General features: G+C 42.3%; 16 protein-coding genes. 5 read left to right on the top strand and 11 right to left on the bottom strand.

Annotated features, from left to right (window positions below; genetic code table 11):
• Positions 1-276: 276 nt before the first annotated feature.
• Together CU633_RS05005 and CU633_RS05000 are read right to left on the bottom strand one after the other, a co-directional pair.
• The gene (locus CU633_RS05005) at positions 277-2,013 is read right to left on the bottom strand and encodes a glycosyl hydrolase family 18 protein (protein WP_257958501.1); all 1,737 of its coding nucleotides are present in this window, start codon (positions 2,011-2,013) and stop codon (positions 277-279) included.
• A gap of 330 nt (positions 2,014-2,343) precedes the next feature.
• Positions 2,344-2,670, bottom strand: coding sequence for a DUF3243 domain-containing protein (locus CU633_RS05000; RefSeq protein WP_101658626.1), 327 nt, complete (start codon positions 2,668-2,670; stop codon positions 2,344-2,346).
• 228 nt (positions 2,671-2,898) lie between these two features.
• Here CU633_RS05000 and plsY point away from each other — a divergent pair, with 228 nt between their 5' ends.
• The 3 genes from plsY to CU633_RS04985 all read left to right on the top strand — a co-directional run bounded on the left by plsY (position 2,899) and on the right by CU633_RS04985 (position 5,310).
• Positions 2,899-3,483 (top strand): glycerol-3-phosphate 1-O-acyltransferase PlsY, encoded by a 585-nt coding sequence (gene plsY / locus CU633_RS04995; RefSeq protein ID WP_101658625.1) that lies wholly within the window; start codon positions 2,899-2,901, stop codon positions 3,481-3,483.
• A gap of 350 nt (positions 3,484-3,833) precedes the next feature.
• Entirely contained in the window at positions 3,834-4,952 is a 1,119-nt protein-coding gene (locus CU633_RS04990; protein ID WP_101658624.1) for an ATP-binding protein, read from the top strand.
• Positions 4,953-5,121: 169 nt separating this feature from the next.
• The gene (locus CU633_RS04985; RefSeq protein ID WP_101658623.1) at positions 5,122-5,310 is read left to right on the top strand and encodes a hypothetical protein; all 189 of its coding nucleotides are present in this window, start codon (positions 5,122-5,124) and stop codon (positions 5,308-5,310) included.
• A gap of 112 nt (positions 5,311-5,422) precedes the next feature.
• Here the strand turns inward: CU633_RS04985 and CU633_RS22735 are convergent, their stop codons facing one another.
• A complete protein-coding gene (locus tag CU633_RS22735) occupies positions 5,423-5,590 on the bottom strand; it encodes a hypothetical protein (RefSeq protein WP_180954871.1) in 168 nt (55 codons plus the stop codon).
• Between the two features lie 294 nt (positions 5,591-5,884).
• Here CU633_RS22735 and CU633_RS04980 point away from each other — a divergent pair, with 294 nt between their 5' ends.
• Positions 5,885-6,691: a CPBP family intramembrane glutamic endopeptidase gene (locus CU633_RS04980; protein WP_180954866.1), complete on the top strand. Its 807-nt coding sequence runs from the start codon at positions 5,885-5,887 to the stop codon at positions 6,689-6,691.
• Positions 6,692-6,853: 162 nt separating this feature from the next.
• Complete coding sequence (locus CU633_RS04975) at positions 6,854-7,144, top strand: HesB/YadR/YfhF family protein (protein WP_101658621.1); 291 nt, start codon at positions 6,854-6,856, stop codon at positions 7,142-7,144.
• A gap of 54 nt (positions 7,145-7,198) precedes the next feature.
• Here CU633_RS04975 and CU633_RS04970 read toward each other — a convergent pair whose 3' ends face one another.
• The 8 genes from CU633_RS04970 to mtnA form a co-directional block, all read right to left on the bottom strand.
• Positions 7,199-7,486, bottom strand: a complete 288-nt coding sequence (locus tag CU633_RS04970; protein ID WP_101658620.1) for a hypothetical protein — start codon at positions 7,484-7,486, stop codon at positions 7,199-7,201.
• 21 nt (positions 7,487-7,507) lie between these two features.
• The gene (locus CU633_RS04965; protein ID WP_101658619.1) at positions 7,508-7,936 is read right to left on the bottom strand and encodes an acyl-CoA thioesterase; all 429 of its coding nucleotides are present in this window, start codon (positions 7,934-7,936) and stop codon (positions 7,508-7,510) included.
• A gap of 3 nt (positions 7,937-7,939) precedes the next feature.
• Complete coding sequence (locus CU633_RS04960) at positions 7,940-10,273, bottom strand: AAA family ATPase (protein ID WP_441296850.1); 2,334 nt, start codon at positions 10,271-10,273, stop codon at positions 7,940-7,942.
• 146 nt (positions 10,274-10,419) lie between these two features.
• A complete protein-coding gene (gene tlp / locus CU633_RS04955) occupies positions 10,420-10,647 on the bottom strand; it encodes a small acid-soluble spore protein Tlp (protein WP_101658618.1) in 228 nt (75 codons plus the stop codon).
• A 309-nt stretch (positions 10,648-10,956) separates the two neighbouring features.
• A complete protein-coding gene (locus CU633_RS04950; protein WP_101577547.1) occupies positions 10,957-11,106 on the bottom strand; it encodes an acid-soluble spore protein N in 150 nt (49 codons plus the stop codon).
• A 67-nt stretch (positions 11,107-11,173) separates the two neighbouring features.
• Positions 11,174-11,305 (bottom strand): FbpB family small basic protein, encoded by a 132-nt coding sequence (locus CU633_RS04945; RefSeq protein ID WP_101658617.1) that lies wholly within the window; start codon positions 11,303-11,305, stop codon positions 11,174-11,176.
• A gap of 147 nt (positions 11,306-11,452) precedes the next feature.
• Positions 11,453-11,959 (bottom strand): peroxiredoxin family protein, encoded by a 507-nt coding sequence (locus tag CU633_RS04940; protein WP_101658616.1) that lies wholly within the window; start codon positions 11,957-11,959, stop codon positions 11,453-11,455.
• 167 nt (positions 11,960-12,126) lie between these two features.
• Positions 12,127-13,176, bottom strand: a complete 1,050-nt coding sequence (gene mtnA / locus CU633_RS04935; RefSeq protein WP_101658615.1) for an S-methyl-5-thioribose-1-phosphate isomerase — start codon at positions 13,174-13,176, stop codon at positions 12,127-12,129.
• Positions 13,177-13,280: the final 104 nt, after the last annotated feature.

Below are 13,280 nucleotides of genomic sequence, written 5' to 3'. Positions count from 1 at the left end.
CCCCATAAGCTGTTCATCTCTTGCAATGTCACTTGTGAAACTGCATCTTTCTGCCTATACCCTGAAAATTTTTCTGGAAAACCTTTGTTGTGTAGTCCTCTACGATTGAAAATTTAAGCTGCCTGATCATCTATCCGTCCGATTTCTGCCTTTATCGATGTTTCCCCCCTGAATTGTACTGTTATTAGTTAATTTTGTCATTTCTTTTCGCAAAAGTCATTTCTAAAGCTTTGGGTATAAAAAAATGGCCTGATCCTCTCAAGCCATTTTTCACAGTTAATTCTTCGTCATGTTGTTCTCTTTTTTCCATTGTAAAGCTGTCCAGGCCGAGTCATTGGCAAAATATCTTGACCAGCTTGCAACTCCCGCCAATTCATATTTGGCGGCCATCTCCGTCCGTTTTCTTAACGAAAGTTCATCTTCAAGCCAAATTTTATACATTGCTTGTTCTGCTTCGTTATAGTATTCCGCGTAATTTTGCCCGCTCTCTGGATCATAGGACGGTTGAATATTTTTTGCATCAAGCCATTCCTTTACTTTATTCATAGATAATGCCGTTGACGTCACCTCGACGTTCCCGCCGGCAAGCGCTTGTTCTTTCCAAAGCCTTGCGTACAAAGGAACGCCAAGAATTAATTGTTCTTTTGGTACTTCGTCCAACAGTTTAATTAAATTTTCTTCCACCCACGGAAAGCTGGCGACACTGCCTGCCACCCCGGAGCTTGCCCAATGCTCGTCATATGCCATCACGATCATATAATCGACGGTATCCGCCAATTTGTCTCTTTCATAAAAAGCAGACCAAGTTCCACCGGAGATGAATGTAATATCCATCGAAACGACTAAGCCCGCTTGATGAAAATAAGCTGTTGCTTCGCGAACGAATTGGGTTACGAGCGGTCCATCTGCTTCATTTACATTTTCGATATCAAGGTTGATTCCGTCCAATTGATACACTTGGCTGTAGTCAAGCAGCTGGCGAATAATCGTTTGCCTCGTTTCAAAATCTTTAAAGGCTGAATGGGTCAGTTCCGGGTTAAAGGCGTTGGAAAAGAGCCCCCAAACATGATAACCCCTGTTTTTCGCCCAGTTTACATAGTCCATGGAAGCAAGATTTTTTACAGCTCCATCAGCTGATGCAAGCTCGAACCATGTTGGCGACACGACATTTACTCCGGGCATGGCCGGAATTTGATTCGTGTCTGGATTTTTTGTATAAACAGCCTCCCAAGTCAGTTGCACAGGCCCATCTATTTGCGGAAGCACAGGATGATTCGCATCACGTTTAATGGTAACCACCTCTTCGGAAGTCTCCTTGACTAAGTCCTTCTGGATATAGCCGGCAACCCCGGTTTCATTTCGGACGAACAAATAACCATCGTTTTCCTTTTCAATATACACCGGTTCTTGATCAACTGTTTCTGCAATATAGGGCGACCGCAGGCTTGCTTCACTGCGAAGCCGCAACTTTTCAGCATGTGTATCTTTTGCCGTAATGATTCCTCTTGCGAGATGCTGCCCGTCCTGCTGGATCCAAACGGCATTTGACTCCTGCAAAACTTTATAATGAATCGGAAAATAGGCAAGCATCGAATCAAGCGCCACATGCAACTCACCATTCCTGGCAGTTACGGCTGGAAACTGGAGCTCAACCGGCTGTCCATTTTCATAAACAGTGTGCGATTCATCCGGCATTTGCACAACTTTATCGTTTGTTGCGATAATGATAGAATTAGATTTTTGATCATAGGCGATATTCTCACCAATGTTTTTCATAAAGGAGACGGGAACATACACCACTTCACCCTCGATGATCGCATTTCCTGCCTGTGCTCCTTTAAAAAGAATCGGGGTGTCACCGATAAAATAATTCTCTTTTTCCTTTGAGGCAAAAGGATACAAGAGTAAGAGAACACTCGTCATGATCATCAAACACGCCAAAAGAAGTCCCCCGGCAATCCATTTTGTTGATAGTTGTTTTTGTTTCTCTCGTTGAAGATTTGCTATTTTCATCTCCCCCTCATTCTTATCGTACATAAGCTTGCTGGAAATGAAAAGGATTGTTTACCCATAATCATATCTATGAAACCAATCTTTTTTTATCCCATAACTGTAAACGAAAAAAACTGGTAAATAGTTTCATCATGAATAGAAAAAGAACCGGTTATCCCGATTCTTTGAAGAAAAATAGATTAATAGGTCGTAAAGCCCAATGCTTTTTGAATCACTTGAACCTCTCACGACTAAAGTCGCGAGATTCCTGCGTACAGAGCTCCAATGAACCCTAATTGAGTAGGCTATCCCTGTCGTCCCGACAGTTCATATATTAAGCATTTTGTTTTTTTAATGAACCAGTTTTACCAGCATATGGGCAAGCATATGCTTTTCTTCTTCGCTCGCGACTTGCCACAGTTCCTGCAATAACTTTTCTTCACGATTGCGCGGCTCTTCCTTTTGGGCAAGATAATCGCCAACCTTCTGGGCAGCGTTTGCAAGCTGCTCTTCATCAAGCCCCAGCTTCTTTCCTTTTGAAACTTTATCTCCCAAATAGCTTTTAAATTCATCAAAATTGGCCAGGATCTCTTCTTTTTTTTCATTGCCGAGGTCATTTAGCTTTGCTTCAACTCTTCCATCCATACCAGAATTAGATTGATTCATCTGATGTTCCATGTTTAAATCTCTCCTTTTCTATTAATGGGTAATCCGTTTTCATTTACCCCGTAACCGGAAATTCAAACAGTTTAGAAGCAGCTGGTACTTGGATGATTGTTTACTTATTCCAGGTTGTTGCCTCGTACTGGTTAATTTATTGTCAGCAAACCTATCTAAATCCCTGATTGATCTGCTATAATATGTTCGGGGAGCGATTTATTTTGTCACCGGTGAAGGAGTGAATTCATGGCGGTCGACGCATTAATCATTTTATTAGCTTATTTACTGGGGTCAATTCCGTCAGGCCTGATTATCGGAAAAGTTTTCTACGGAACCGATATCCGCCAGCATGGAAGCGGCAACCTTGGAGGAACCAATACATTCCGGACTCTCGGAGTAAAAGCAGGGCTGATTGTTACAATTGCCGATATTTTGAAAGGAACACTTGCGGCGTCACTGCCTGTTTTGTTTGGATCAGATCTTCATCCATTACTGACAGGTGTTGTTTCAGTTATTGGCCATATGTACCCGTTGTTTGCGGGGTTCCGGGGCGGCAAGGCAGTCGCAACATCGGGCGGAGTACTGCTATTTTATGCGCCACCGATGTTTGTCATCATACTGCTAATCTTTTTCATCAGTCTATACATAACGAAGTATGTCTCTCTATCGTCGATGACGGCAGCAATCGGCGCGGTTGTTTACGCAATCTTCTTTGGTGATCTTCCGCTCATCATTGTCGTCTCGATTCTTGGTATTTTTGTATTCTACCGGCACCGGGCCAATATTAAGAGGATTATCAATAAAACGGAACCTAAAGTAAAATGGCTGTAGAGGATGAATACTTTCCTCTGCAGCCATTTTTCTGCACTTGTTTTACCATGCATCCCATAAATCCCGATCTTCCTTGCGGCTTTCAGATCCAAAGTCCATAAAAAATTCGCTTCATTTAGAACATTTCTACTTGCAGATGTTGTATGTTCTAAAAAAAGAAATATTTTGTGCGTTATTGCTAACACATGGGGTATTTTGGTATGATAATGGTATGAAAGTCTTATTTACCGTCAAACTCTTTTTTTAGACCACAAAATTTGACATAATCATTCTTTATTAACCATAGAGTATATTGACTGTGCGATTTAGGTAAGCGGATTTTTAATAATGATGATAAGGATGGTTCGGAAATGGACTCATATGAGAACGTTTTAGAAAAACTGCCTTTTCCCTATTTTTGTATTGATCATAATTTAATGGTATTGAAGGCGTCGAAATATGCGGAAATCGCTTTTCACGCCCCATATACCTTTTCAGAGCTGGTGATGGAGGGCGATCAAGAAAAACTCCGCTCTTTCTTATTTGATTCGCCAAATACGACCTTTTTCACTATTCCTATGAACCATGCGGATGACGGTTATATGACCTATACCATTTACAAAGCTGTTTCCGAACCAGGAATCCATCTTTTTTGCTTTCCCAACGAAGCCAATGCGGCAGATATTCAAAATTTAATCACGATTGTTGAGAGTAAGCTTACCTTTTTTCAGAGGCAGCTTGCCGAGAAAAAACAAGCTTTCGAAAAAGCCGCAAAAGAAATGCACGAAGCAGCGGTCGCATCCAGCCATATTGCTACGGTAGAACAGCTTGCCGCCGGGATTGCCCATGAAATACGAAACCCGCTTACTACTGTGAAAGGATTTATTCAGCTTATCCAACCCTATTTAGTTAAAATTGGGAAAGAAGAATATGCGAATGTAGCCCTCGAAGAGATTAACAGGGCCAACGATATCATTTATGAATTTTTGAATGCTGCGAAACCGAAGGAAAATAAAACAGAGTATGTATATTTAAATACGGTCATCCGGGAAATTTTTATGCTTTTTGAAAGTGAGGCACACTTGCGGAGCATCCGTTTTGCAGTAGAATATGACGAGCGGGATGCACTTTTACATATCGATAATAAACAATTGAAACAAGTGTTGGTCAACATGGTAAAAAATGCATTGGAGGCCGTCGATGAATTGGGCGGCAAAAGACAGGGATCGATTCAACTAAAGACAGAAGTATGTTCAGGCTGTGCGTATATTTTTATTGAAGACAACGGCTGCGGAATCGCCGAAAAAACGGCCGAGAAGCTGTTCAATCCTTTCTATACGACGAAAGAAACGGGAACCGGGATCGGTTTGTCAGTGTGCAAAAAAATTGTTGAAAGCTATGGAGGCAAAATATACGTTGATAGTACGGTTGATAAAGGGACAACGTTTAAAATTGCTCTTCCGATTGCGAGTAAATTAGTGACAATTTAATATTTAAATCGCTGGCTGCTTCTTTGTTAAAGAAGCCGGGCCTGGTACAATCATGCCTGCAATCTCATCAAGATAAATTCATTTTTTTGTCAATAAATCAAGAAGTTTGCTGCTGATTATCGTTTAAACTAGTTATAAGAACAGTAGCTGTTTAGGAAGGTGTTCAGCAATGAATGAATTGCACTTGAAAACAGGCGAGCTTATTTTCGCAACCTCGGTGCAGGAACATGAGGACGAAGAGTTCCATGTGGATTTTTTTCATTTTCAGCCTGATTACGATTGCGAAGGCATCCCGTTAAAAACAATCCACAACTTTGATGAATTGATCGATTTTTTAGAGATGATGGATCAGCGCTAAAAAAGTGCTGTGATAATCATTAAAAAGCGGCTGCCCCAAATCGACCGGGGAGCCGCTTTTTTTGCAAACGGGAGAAACGAGGTAACGCTCGGGCGTTATAGCCATGGGAGTCTCAAATCTTCAACAATTGGAAACGCCCTTTCCCAAAGACATCCTCTACAAAATCAAGCTTGACGTTGTTAAAATAAACAGCATCCCGCTCGTGAATAACCACTTTTATTTCTTCAAATTCAATAACTTCATCAGCTTCTAAAGGCCGCTCCTCCAGAGACAGCTTCAATTGGGGACCTCCTCAGCCAATTCCCATCGAAAGCCGAACGAAAAGCTCTTCGTCCAGAAACTTTTTCTCTTTCTCGACTGCTTTATGGATTGCATCATGAGCTTTTTCTGTCATTTTCAACATCGAATCACCCCTTGTATTTTGAGTTGCTTTACCCTTCTTTATTCATTTAAAACTAATCCAGGTTAAAACCTGAGAAATTCAAGCCCTGCGTGATAGTATCTTTCCAATAAAGTTAAACAAAATGTTGCTGATAATGGTAAAATATTCTTTGTTGGGAAATGAGGCATGATAATGGAAAAGAGCAATCATATGATAGGATTCATTCTAATCAGTTTATTTGTTTTCATGATTCTTTTGTTTGAGCTTCAATTATTTACTTTATTAGCTTTGTTTAGTTTAGGATTGTTTATTGCAATTGCATTTATCAAAGAAGAGAACCGTCTGTTCATCTGGGTTACCCTCGCTTTTCTCGCCGGTCAACTGCTGCAGCTGTACGGAGACCGGTTTTTGGATGCAATCGTAACCAACAGCTATGTTAACGCAGTGATGAACAGATTCTTGATTCTGGTACCGATTTTGCTGATTTCGTACGTTGCTTACATGTTTAAAAGGAAAGCCAATCTATATTGGAACCGGCCGGATTGGAATGAAAAAATTTATTTCCCGTTTATTTGGAGCGGTTTCCACTCTTTGAAAGCAAGCGGATTTCTCGCTGCCGCGCTCAGCGTAAATATTGCTGTCTTCTTGTTCTTTATATTCTTCAATGGAGGAGAGCTTTTCCTCCTCGAGGCACCGCTTTTTATCGCAGCATTTTCACTCGTAAACGGCCTGCTCGAAGAAATTCTTTGGAGAGGAGTATTATTAACAAGATTTGCGGCAATGGTTGGCGAAAAGTGGGCGGTACTCTTCAATGGTGCCGCATTCGGCTTTTCCCATCTTGCGTATGGCTATTCGTTTATTTCATGCCTTGGATTTGCAATTGGCGGCCTTTTTCTCGCCGGCTTAACGATCCGGTCTGCGAGCCTGCTTCCAGCTGCATTATGGCATATCTGTCTCAATCTGCTCATGATTTTGAGCGGTGTGATTACGATATCTTAATCCTTTTTTGGCTCTGTTTCCAGCTTTGAAAACTGGGCATTCGCCCAGATCGTATCACGAATTTTTGACCTGGTCACTCTGTGTTGTAACGTTGATCACTCGCTTCAAAGCCATTAATATTTTATAATAAGAATTATACAGCGGATGGAAGGAGCCGAACTGATGAATATCTTTGTGAGCGATGATGCAGCCGAATGGTATAAACAAGAAATGCTCTTGAAAGACGGTGACTTTGTGCGATTTTTTGCCAGGTATGGCGGATGCAGCACTGTCCAGCAAGGTTTTTCGCTTGGAATTTCAAATGAAAAGCCGCTTAATATCGGGGCGAAAACGAATAAGGACGGCATCACTTATTATATAGAAGAAAAAGATCTATGGTATTTTGATGACCATGATCTCCGCGTTGAATACAATTCAGAAGCGGAAGAACCTGAATATCACTACTCTAATTAAGCAGACGCTGACCGCGTCTGCTTTCCTGTTTAACCTGCATTAGAGTTATATATTTCACCAAATATGTTCAAACAAGCCCTCGGCTTTTAAAATCTCCACTTGCCTTGAACCAAGCAAGTCAAAATGCGGAAAGTCTTTCCGATGGTGAATCCACTCTGGTTTAAGATTATATTTGGCACCCCATTTTGCCAATTTTCCAATGTTGCTGCAGCCTACTTTTGTAACAGTATTGCAGCCTGGAAAACGTTCATCCAGCCAATAATGCGTTAAAAAGGCAATTTCCCCGGCCGCAATTTTCTTTTTCCACTCCTGCAACTCCTGTCTGTTAATTCCGAATGCCAACAAATTTCACCTCAGGTCACTTTACAGATTGTTCCGTTTTTTTGCTTTTTCATAAGCCTCATGCCAGTCAGGGTAACTTCTTTTTATAGCAATCGGCCTGAATGTTTCTTTTTTGACGCAAACATGTTTGGATAAGCCCGTAACCGCAATGTTGCCGGATTCATCCTCGATTTCGTAGGCATAGGCGACCCTGAATCCGTCATATTCTTCAATCCATGTTTTGACAAGCGCTTTTTCACCGTATCGGACCGGCTTTTTATACGATGCTTGAATATCAATGACAGGTGAAATAATTCCGTCCTCTTCTAATTTTGCATAATTAAACCCTAAATCTTCAATTAACTTTGTACGCCCGAGCTCCATCCAAATAAGATAATTGGCATGGTAGACAACGCCCATTTGATCTGTTTCAGCGTAGCGGACTTCAATTTCCTTCAACGCAACATGCATGTTTTATTCCCCTTCACTTACTTTTTTCATCGCTTCTGTAAAATCGGCTTTATTTAGTTGAGCCGTTTTGTCTAAAAGCATATCTCCAGAATAGCCCGACATGAACCGGAGTGCCTGGAATTGGATGGCTTCGTCGACAAGATTGGTTGCGTAACGGCCATTTCCATTCGTATTGGCATGTTCAAGAGAAGCACGTAAAAGCTGTTTACCCTCTTCAGTTATTTGATATTGATACGACGCGGCATACGTTTCCATGATTTCGAGTAATTCTTCTGTGGAATAATCGGGAAAATTAAAGAATTTCTTAAACCTCGAACGGAGGCCCGGATTGCTATCAAGCAGCCTCTCCATTTCGTTTGGGTAGCCGGCTAAAATGACCACAAGATTTTCATTATGCTTCGTCATTTCATCAACCAGCGTATCAATCGCTTCTCTCCCAAAGTCTCCAGGGCCATTCCCGAGCAATGAATAAGCTTCATCAATAAACAGTACTCCGCCGAGAGCTTCCCTGATTTTCTTCTTTGTTTTGATAGCCGTCTGCCCGACATATCCTGCAACTAAATCTGCCCTGCTGGCCACGATTAAGTGTCCCCGTTTCAATATTCCGCATTCTTTGAGCAACCGCGCATATATTTTCGCAACAGTCGTTTTCCCGGTCCCCGGATTTCCGGTAAAAACGGCATGAAGCTGGATTGGTACAACCGGCATGCCATGGTCTCTGCGGAGTTGCTGCATTTTAACAAATGAAATTAATGATTTGACGTCATTTTTCACAGTCGTTAACCCGGTCAGCTTCTCTAATCGCTTGAGCGGCCTTTCTTCCGGCTCCCTGGCTTGTTCACTGAAGTCCTCTTTGTCTAAAAGAGTATAAATCAAAAAATCATTGCGTTTTTCAGATGAAGACCCTTTTTTAAAAATCGCATCAAGGACGAGGTTGCGAACCGTCCGGGCATTTCCAAACGTGTCGTCGACGCGTTCCCGTTCAATTCGTTCGCCAAGTGCTCTCTTCGCTTCTTCTGTTAAGATAAAATCATTTTCAAAAGCAAGCTTTTCGCCTATTTCAACCAGTTCAGCTTCGCTGTAATCCTCAAGGTGAAGATGATTGGAGCTTGGAAAACGGCTTCGCAAACCAGGATTGGCATCGAGGAAATGTCTCATTTCTTCAGGATAGCCGGCCAGTATAACCGCAAATTTGCCTTCATACTCGCTGCCGGTCATCAATGAGACAAGTGTGTCGATCGCTGTTTGTCCGTAATCGCTCCCCGACTGTGAGTCCCGCTTTAAGCTATAGGCTTCATCAATAAATAAAACGCCACCAACAGCCCTTTCAACGACCGCTCTGACGTTTTCTTCAGTTTGGCCCACATAGGCACCAATCAGCTGCGATCGGTCTGCTTCAATGACTTCCTCTCCCGGTAGAACTCCAAGCTCATGAAAAATTTTGGCGAATAACCTTGCCAAAGTTGTTTTCCCCGTTCCCGGATTTCCCGTTAAGACAATATTGAGGTTCAGCGCATCTTTCGTTTGAAAGCCAAGAGCTTTGCGCTCCTTTTGATACTTTAAAAACCGGTAGAGATTGCTCACTCTTTCCTTCACCGATTCTAATCCAATCATTTCGTTCAGTTCTTCCAGAGCGCTCGTTTTTTTGCTGTTAGTTGATTCTTCTGTAAAAAGTCCAAGCCATTCCAGTTTGATTTTCTCAATCTCGGCAAGACTCGTTTTCAGATCCTCGACATGGGTTGATGTATAAAAAACGCCACTTATCGAAGCTTCATACTCTTCCGCCGCCTTTAACAAGCGTGATGTGTTGTCAATCGCTTCATGCAAAAGCTTAATCAAGTTCGCGTATACCGCTTCAACATCCGTCTGGTTGAGAACAACTAAAGCTTTTTGCCATTTCTCCAGCTGCTGGAGCTGCTCCTCCGCTTCCTCTAAAAAGACTCGGCAAATAGCGATATATTGGTCGGCAATTTTCTTTTTTGCGGTCCGGTTATCGGTTTCTCTAATCGAAGGAAAGACAAGGCTGCTCAAAAGGTCCCGGTTCTTTTTCCATTCAAACCGGGCAAGATATGAGGTTGCCCGCTCATTGGCAGGATTAAGCTGAGCGGCTTTTTCCATCCATGCCAAAACAAGCGAATCCTGATGGTTCTTTCGACTTCTCGACAGTGCTGCCAATGTATATAAAACCGACAATTCGGCCTGGTCATTATCTTCTTCTAAACGCGACATTGTTTTTAACAATTCGCCCTCATTCGAAATATAACCCGTTTCGTTTAGCTCTTGCTCCCACTTAGTGATTTGTTCTTGTTGATTTAGCTGTTTGTGTTGTTTCACAATACCATCTCATTCTGTTTGATCATTTTCTCTATCTTACCATAACTTCATGATCAGCTAAAAAGAACCGCCTTAGTTAATGGCACTGTAAATGGGAAAAACCTGTCCCGCCTGGAACAGGTCTCTCCTTTTAATATTCCTTATCTTTTCTACTGGTTTTGCTGTGCCCGTGCCTCATCCCTTACTTCTTGCCGCAAAGCATCCAAGCTTTCACGGCGGCGTTCATTCTTCGCTTCAACCTGCGCGCGCTCTTCCGGTCCGGCAAAATCAAGCGTCGCCTCAGCCTCTTCCATATTTCCAATCGTATTGACGATCATTGATTGCAGCTTCTCGACATTATCGCTGCGATCATCCGGTTTAGGTTTAATATCGGCCATCGCGTTTTCCTCCTTGGGATTAAGATGCTACACGAATAGTTTGTATCGAATCTGAGGGAAAAATTAAGGGAAAAAGAGGGGAATAGTTTGCATTGTGCTGTTTTTTTTTTTTTTTTTTTGCGATCCAGGCATCCGCGGAAAGTGAGTTTTATCCGCGATAAGACTAATATCCACGATAAATGATGATAGGTGCTAAACACAGGGTGCTGGAGGGATATAAAAAACCTCCACCCTGATCGGGACGGAGGTTTAGGCGGTCAGTATTAAAACCCAAGCCATTTGCGGGACAATCCTGATGATGGGTTTTATTTATTCCCCTTTTGTTTGGATAACTTGAGGGTGCTGACCAGAGCGGTCCTGCATCTGTTTTCCTTTATTTCCCCCAAATCCCCGCGGTTGAGTACCTAAATGGTTTGGGACGAATTGTTGCCGGTTTTTTCCGTGTATGTTCTTGCTCATGTTATCCACCTCCTTCTCTCATTATTACCATGATGAGAAGGAACCATGACTGGAAAATAGAGATCGACTACTCTGCCTTTTCGAGTCTTTTTTGTTCAAGGCGGGCTTCTATTTTCTCGATCGCATCACGGTCATTTAGGAGCTGGCGCTTATTTTCCGAAACAAGCTCGGAAAAAGAACGTTTACGAGGCTTTCTCATCACTTTTCACTCTCCTTTAATATTATAGTAACAGTAATTATGCCCAAAAACGCTTTCAATTATTACAACTTTTTGAAAATTGAATATCATCTTACATCTTGTTTGCCATAATAAAAGACACCCTCTGCTGGGTGCCACGGAACCGGGTTATTGATGAATAAAATGCGTCATTTGCTCTTCTGTCATTGCCCCGATGTGTTTATTTCGGACAATTCCGGCCTCGTCAATGTAGAAGGTAGTCGGGATGGAGATAATTTGATAAATTTTGCTAGCCTCTTCTTGATCATCAAGCAGAATTGTAAAAGTAACTCCTTGTTCTTCAGTAAATCCCTTCACATCATTTGTCGGGTCGATGTTAACCGCGAGAACAGCAACTTCATCCTTCATTTGTTGATAAAACTTTTCCATTGCCGGCATTTCTGCTTTACAAGGGGGACACCAGGTAGCCCAAAAATTGAGCATTACTTTCTTTCCTTTAAAATCAGAGAGCTTTACTGTTTCTCCCGTCAGCGAAGTTAATTCAAAATCGGGAGCTTTTACGCCCATTTTCAGTCCTGGCAAATTGTCTGGCTGTTCTTTCTTCTCCATAGCCTGAACAATCGCCACGGTGAGTAAGGTAGTCAATATTACCACAGCGATTACTTTTTTGACCATGCTGTCCCTCTTTTCCCATTTTGTCATCCCGTATTCATAAGTATTTTACCCTAGAAAATGAGAAAAAATAAGGTAGCCAGCGGGCGAAAAACAGCCTGAAATGTGACAATTCCGTAAACAATCGTGTCCAGAGCAAGACAAATTTCATCCACTTAATCTTTTATTGATTATGACTCAAATAACCTGGGAAGTTGCTCCTCAAAGTTTCCTCTTATAATGCCTTTTTCAGTAATGATCGCCGTAATTAAATGGTATGGTGTTACGTCAAAAGCCGGATTATATACCTTGACCCCTTCAGGCGCTGTTTGTTTGCCGAACCCAGCGGTAATTTCCGCCGCATCCCTTTCTTCAATCGGAATGTCAGCTCCTGTTTTAGTTGCAAGATCGATCGTTGAGATTGGAGCGGCAACATAAAAGGGAATATTATGGGCTTTTGCCAGCAGCGCCACACCATATGTTCCAATTTTATTTGCGGTATCCCCGTTGGCGGCTACGCGGTCACATCCGACGATGACTGCCTGGATCCAGCCTTTTTGCATGACCATGGCAGCCATGTTATCGGCGATTAAAGTAACATCGATTCCTGCTTGCATTAGCTCCCATGCAGTTAATCTCGCACCTTGCAGGAGCGGACGTGTTTCATCCGCAAAAACCTTCATGTCCCAACCGCGTTCTTTTGCAAGATAAAGCGGCGCCAGCGCTGTCCCATATTTGGCTGTCGCAATTCCACCGGCATTGCAATGAGTCAGCACCCCCATTCCATCTTCGAAAAGGGATAAGGCATGTTCCCCGATGCTACGGCAAACCTCTTCATCCTCCTCCCGAATTTTGTGGGCTTCATCCTCAAGCGCCGCTTTGATCAGAGCAATTGGTTTGCTGCTTTCGCGCTTCGTCCGTTCATCCATCCGTCTTAACGCCCAAAATAAATTTACGGCAGTCGGCCTTGAGCCAGCCAGATAATCTGATTTTTCTTTAAAAAAGGTGTAAAAGGAAGCAAAATTGTCTTCGGGAGCATCTCTCAGCCCGAGAAGCAAACCGTATGCAGCTGCGATGCCAATTGCCGGGGCACCGCGAACCTTCAATTGCTTGATGGCATCCCAGGCGTCCTCAATGGAGGTTATTTCTAAAAATTCGATGATAGTGGGAAGCTTTGTTTGGTCCAATATGTATAATCTTCCGTTTTCATATGTGACGGATTGGATTTGTGTTTTGTTCATCAGTAACTCCTTTCGCCTTGCTCAATCTTCTTCTGAAGAATATTTTAACACGTAATTTTTTAAATCGAGTTTTTTAAGAAATTTTCCAGGTTAAAATAACTGCT

It is taken from the genome of Bacillus sp. V3-13 (genome assembly GCF_002860165.1).
Taxonomy (GTDB): domain Bacteria; phylum Bacillota; class Bacilli; order Bacillales; family Cytobacillaceae; genus Bacillus_BJ.
This window is presented reverse-complemented; position numbering and strand designations above follow the sequence as displayed.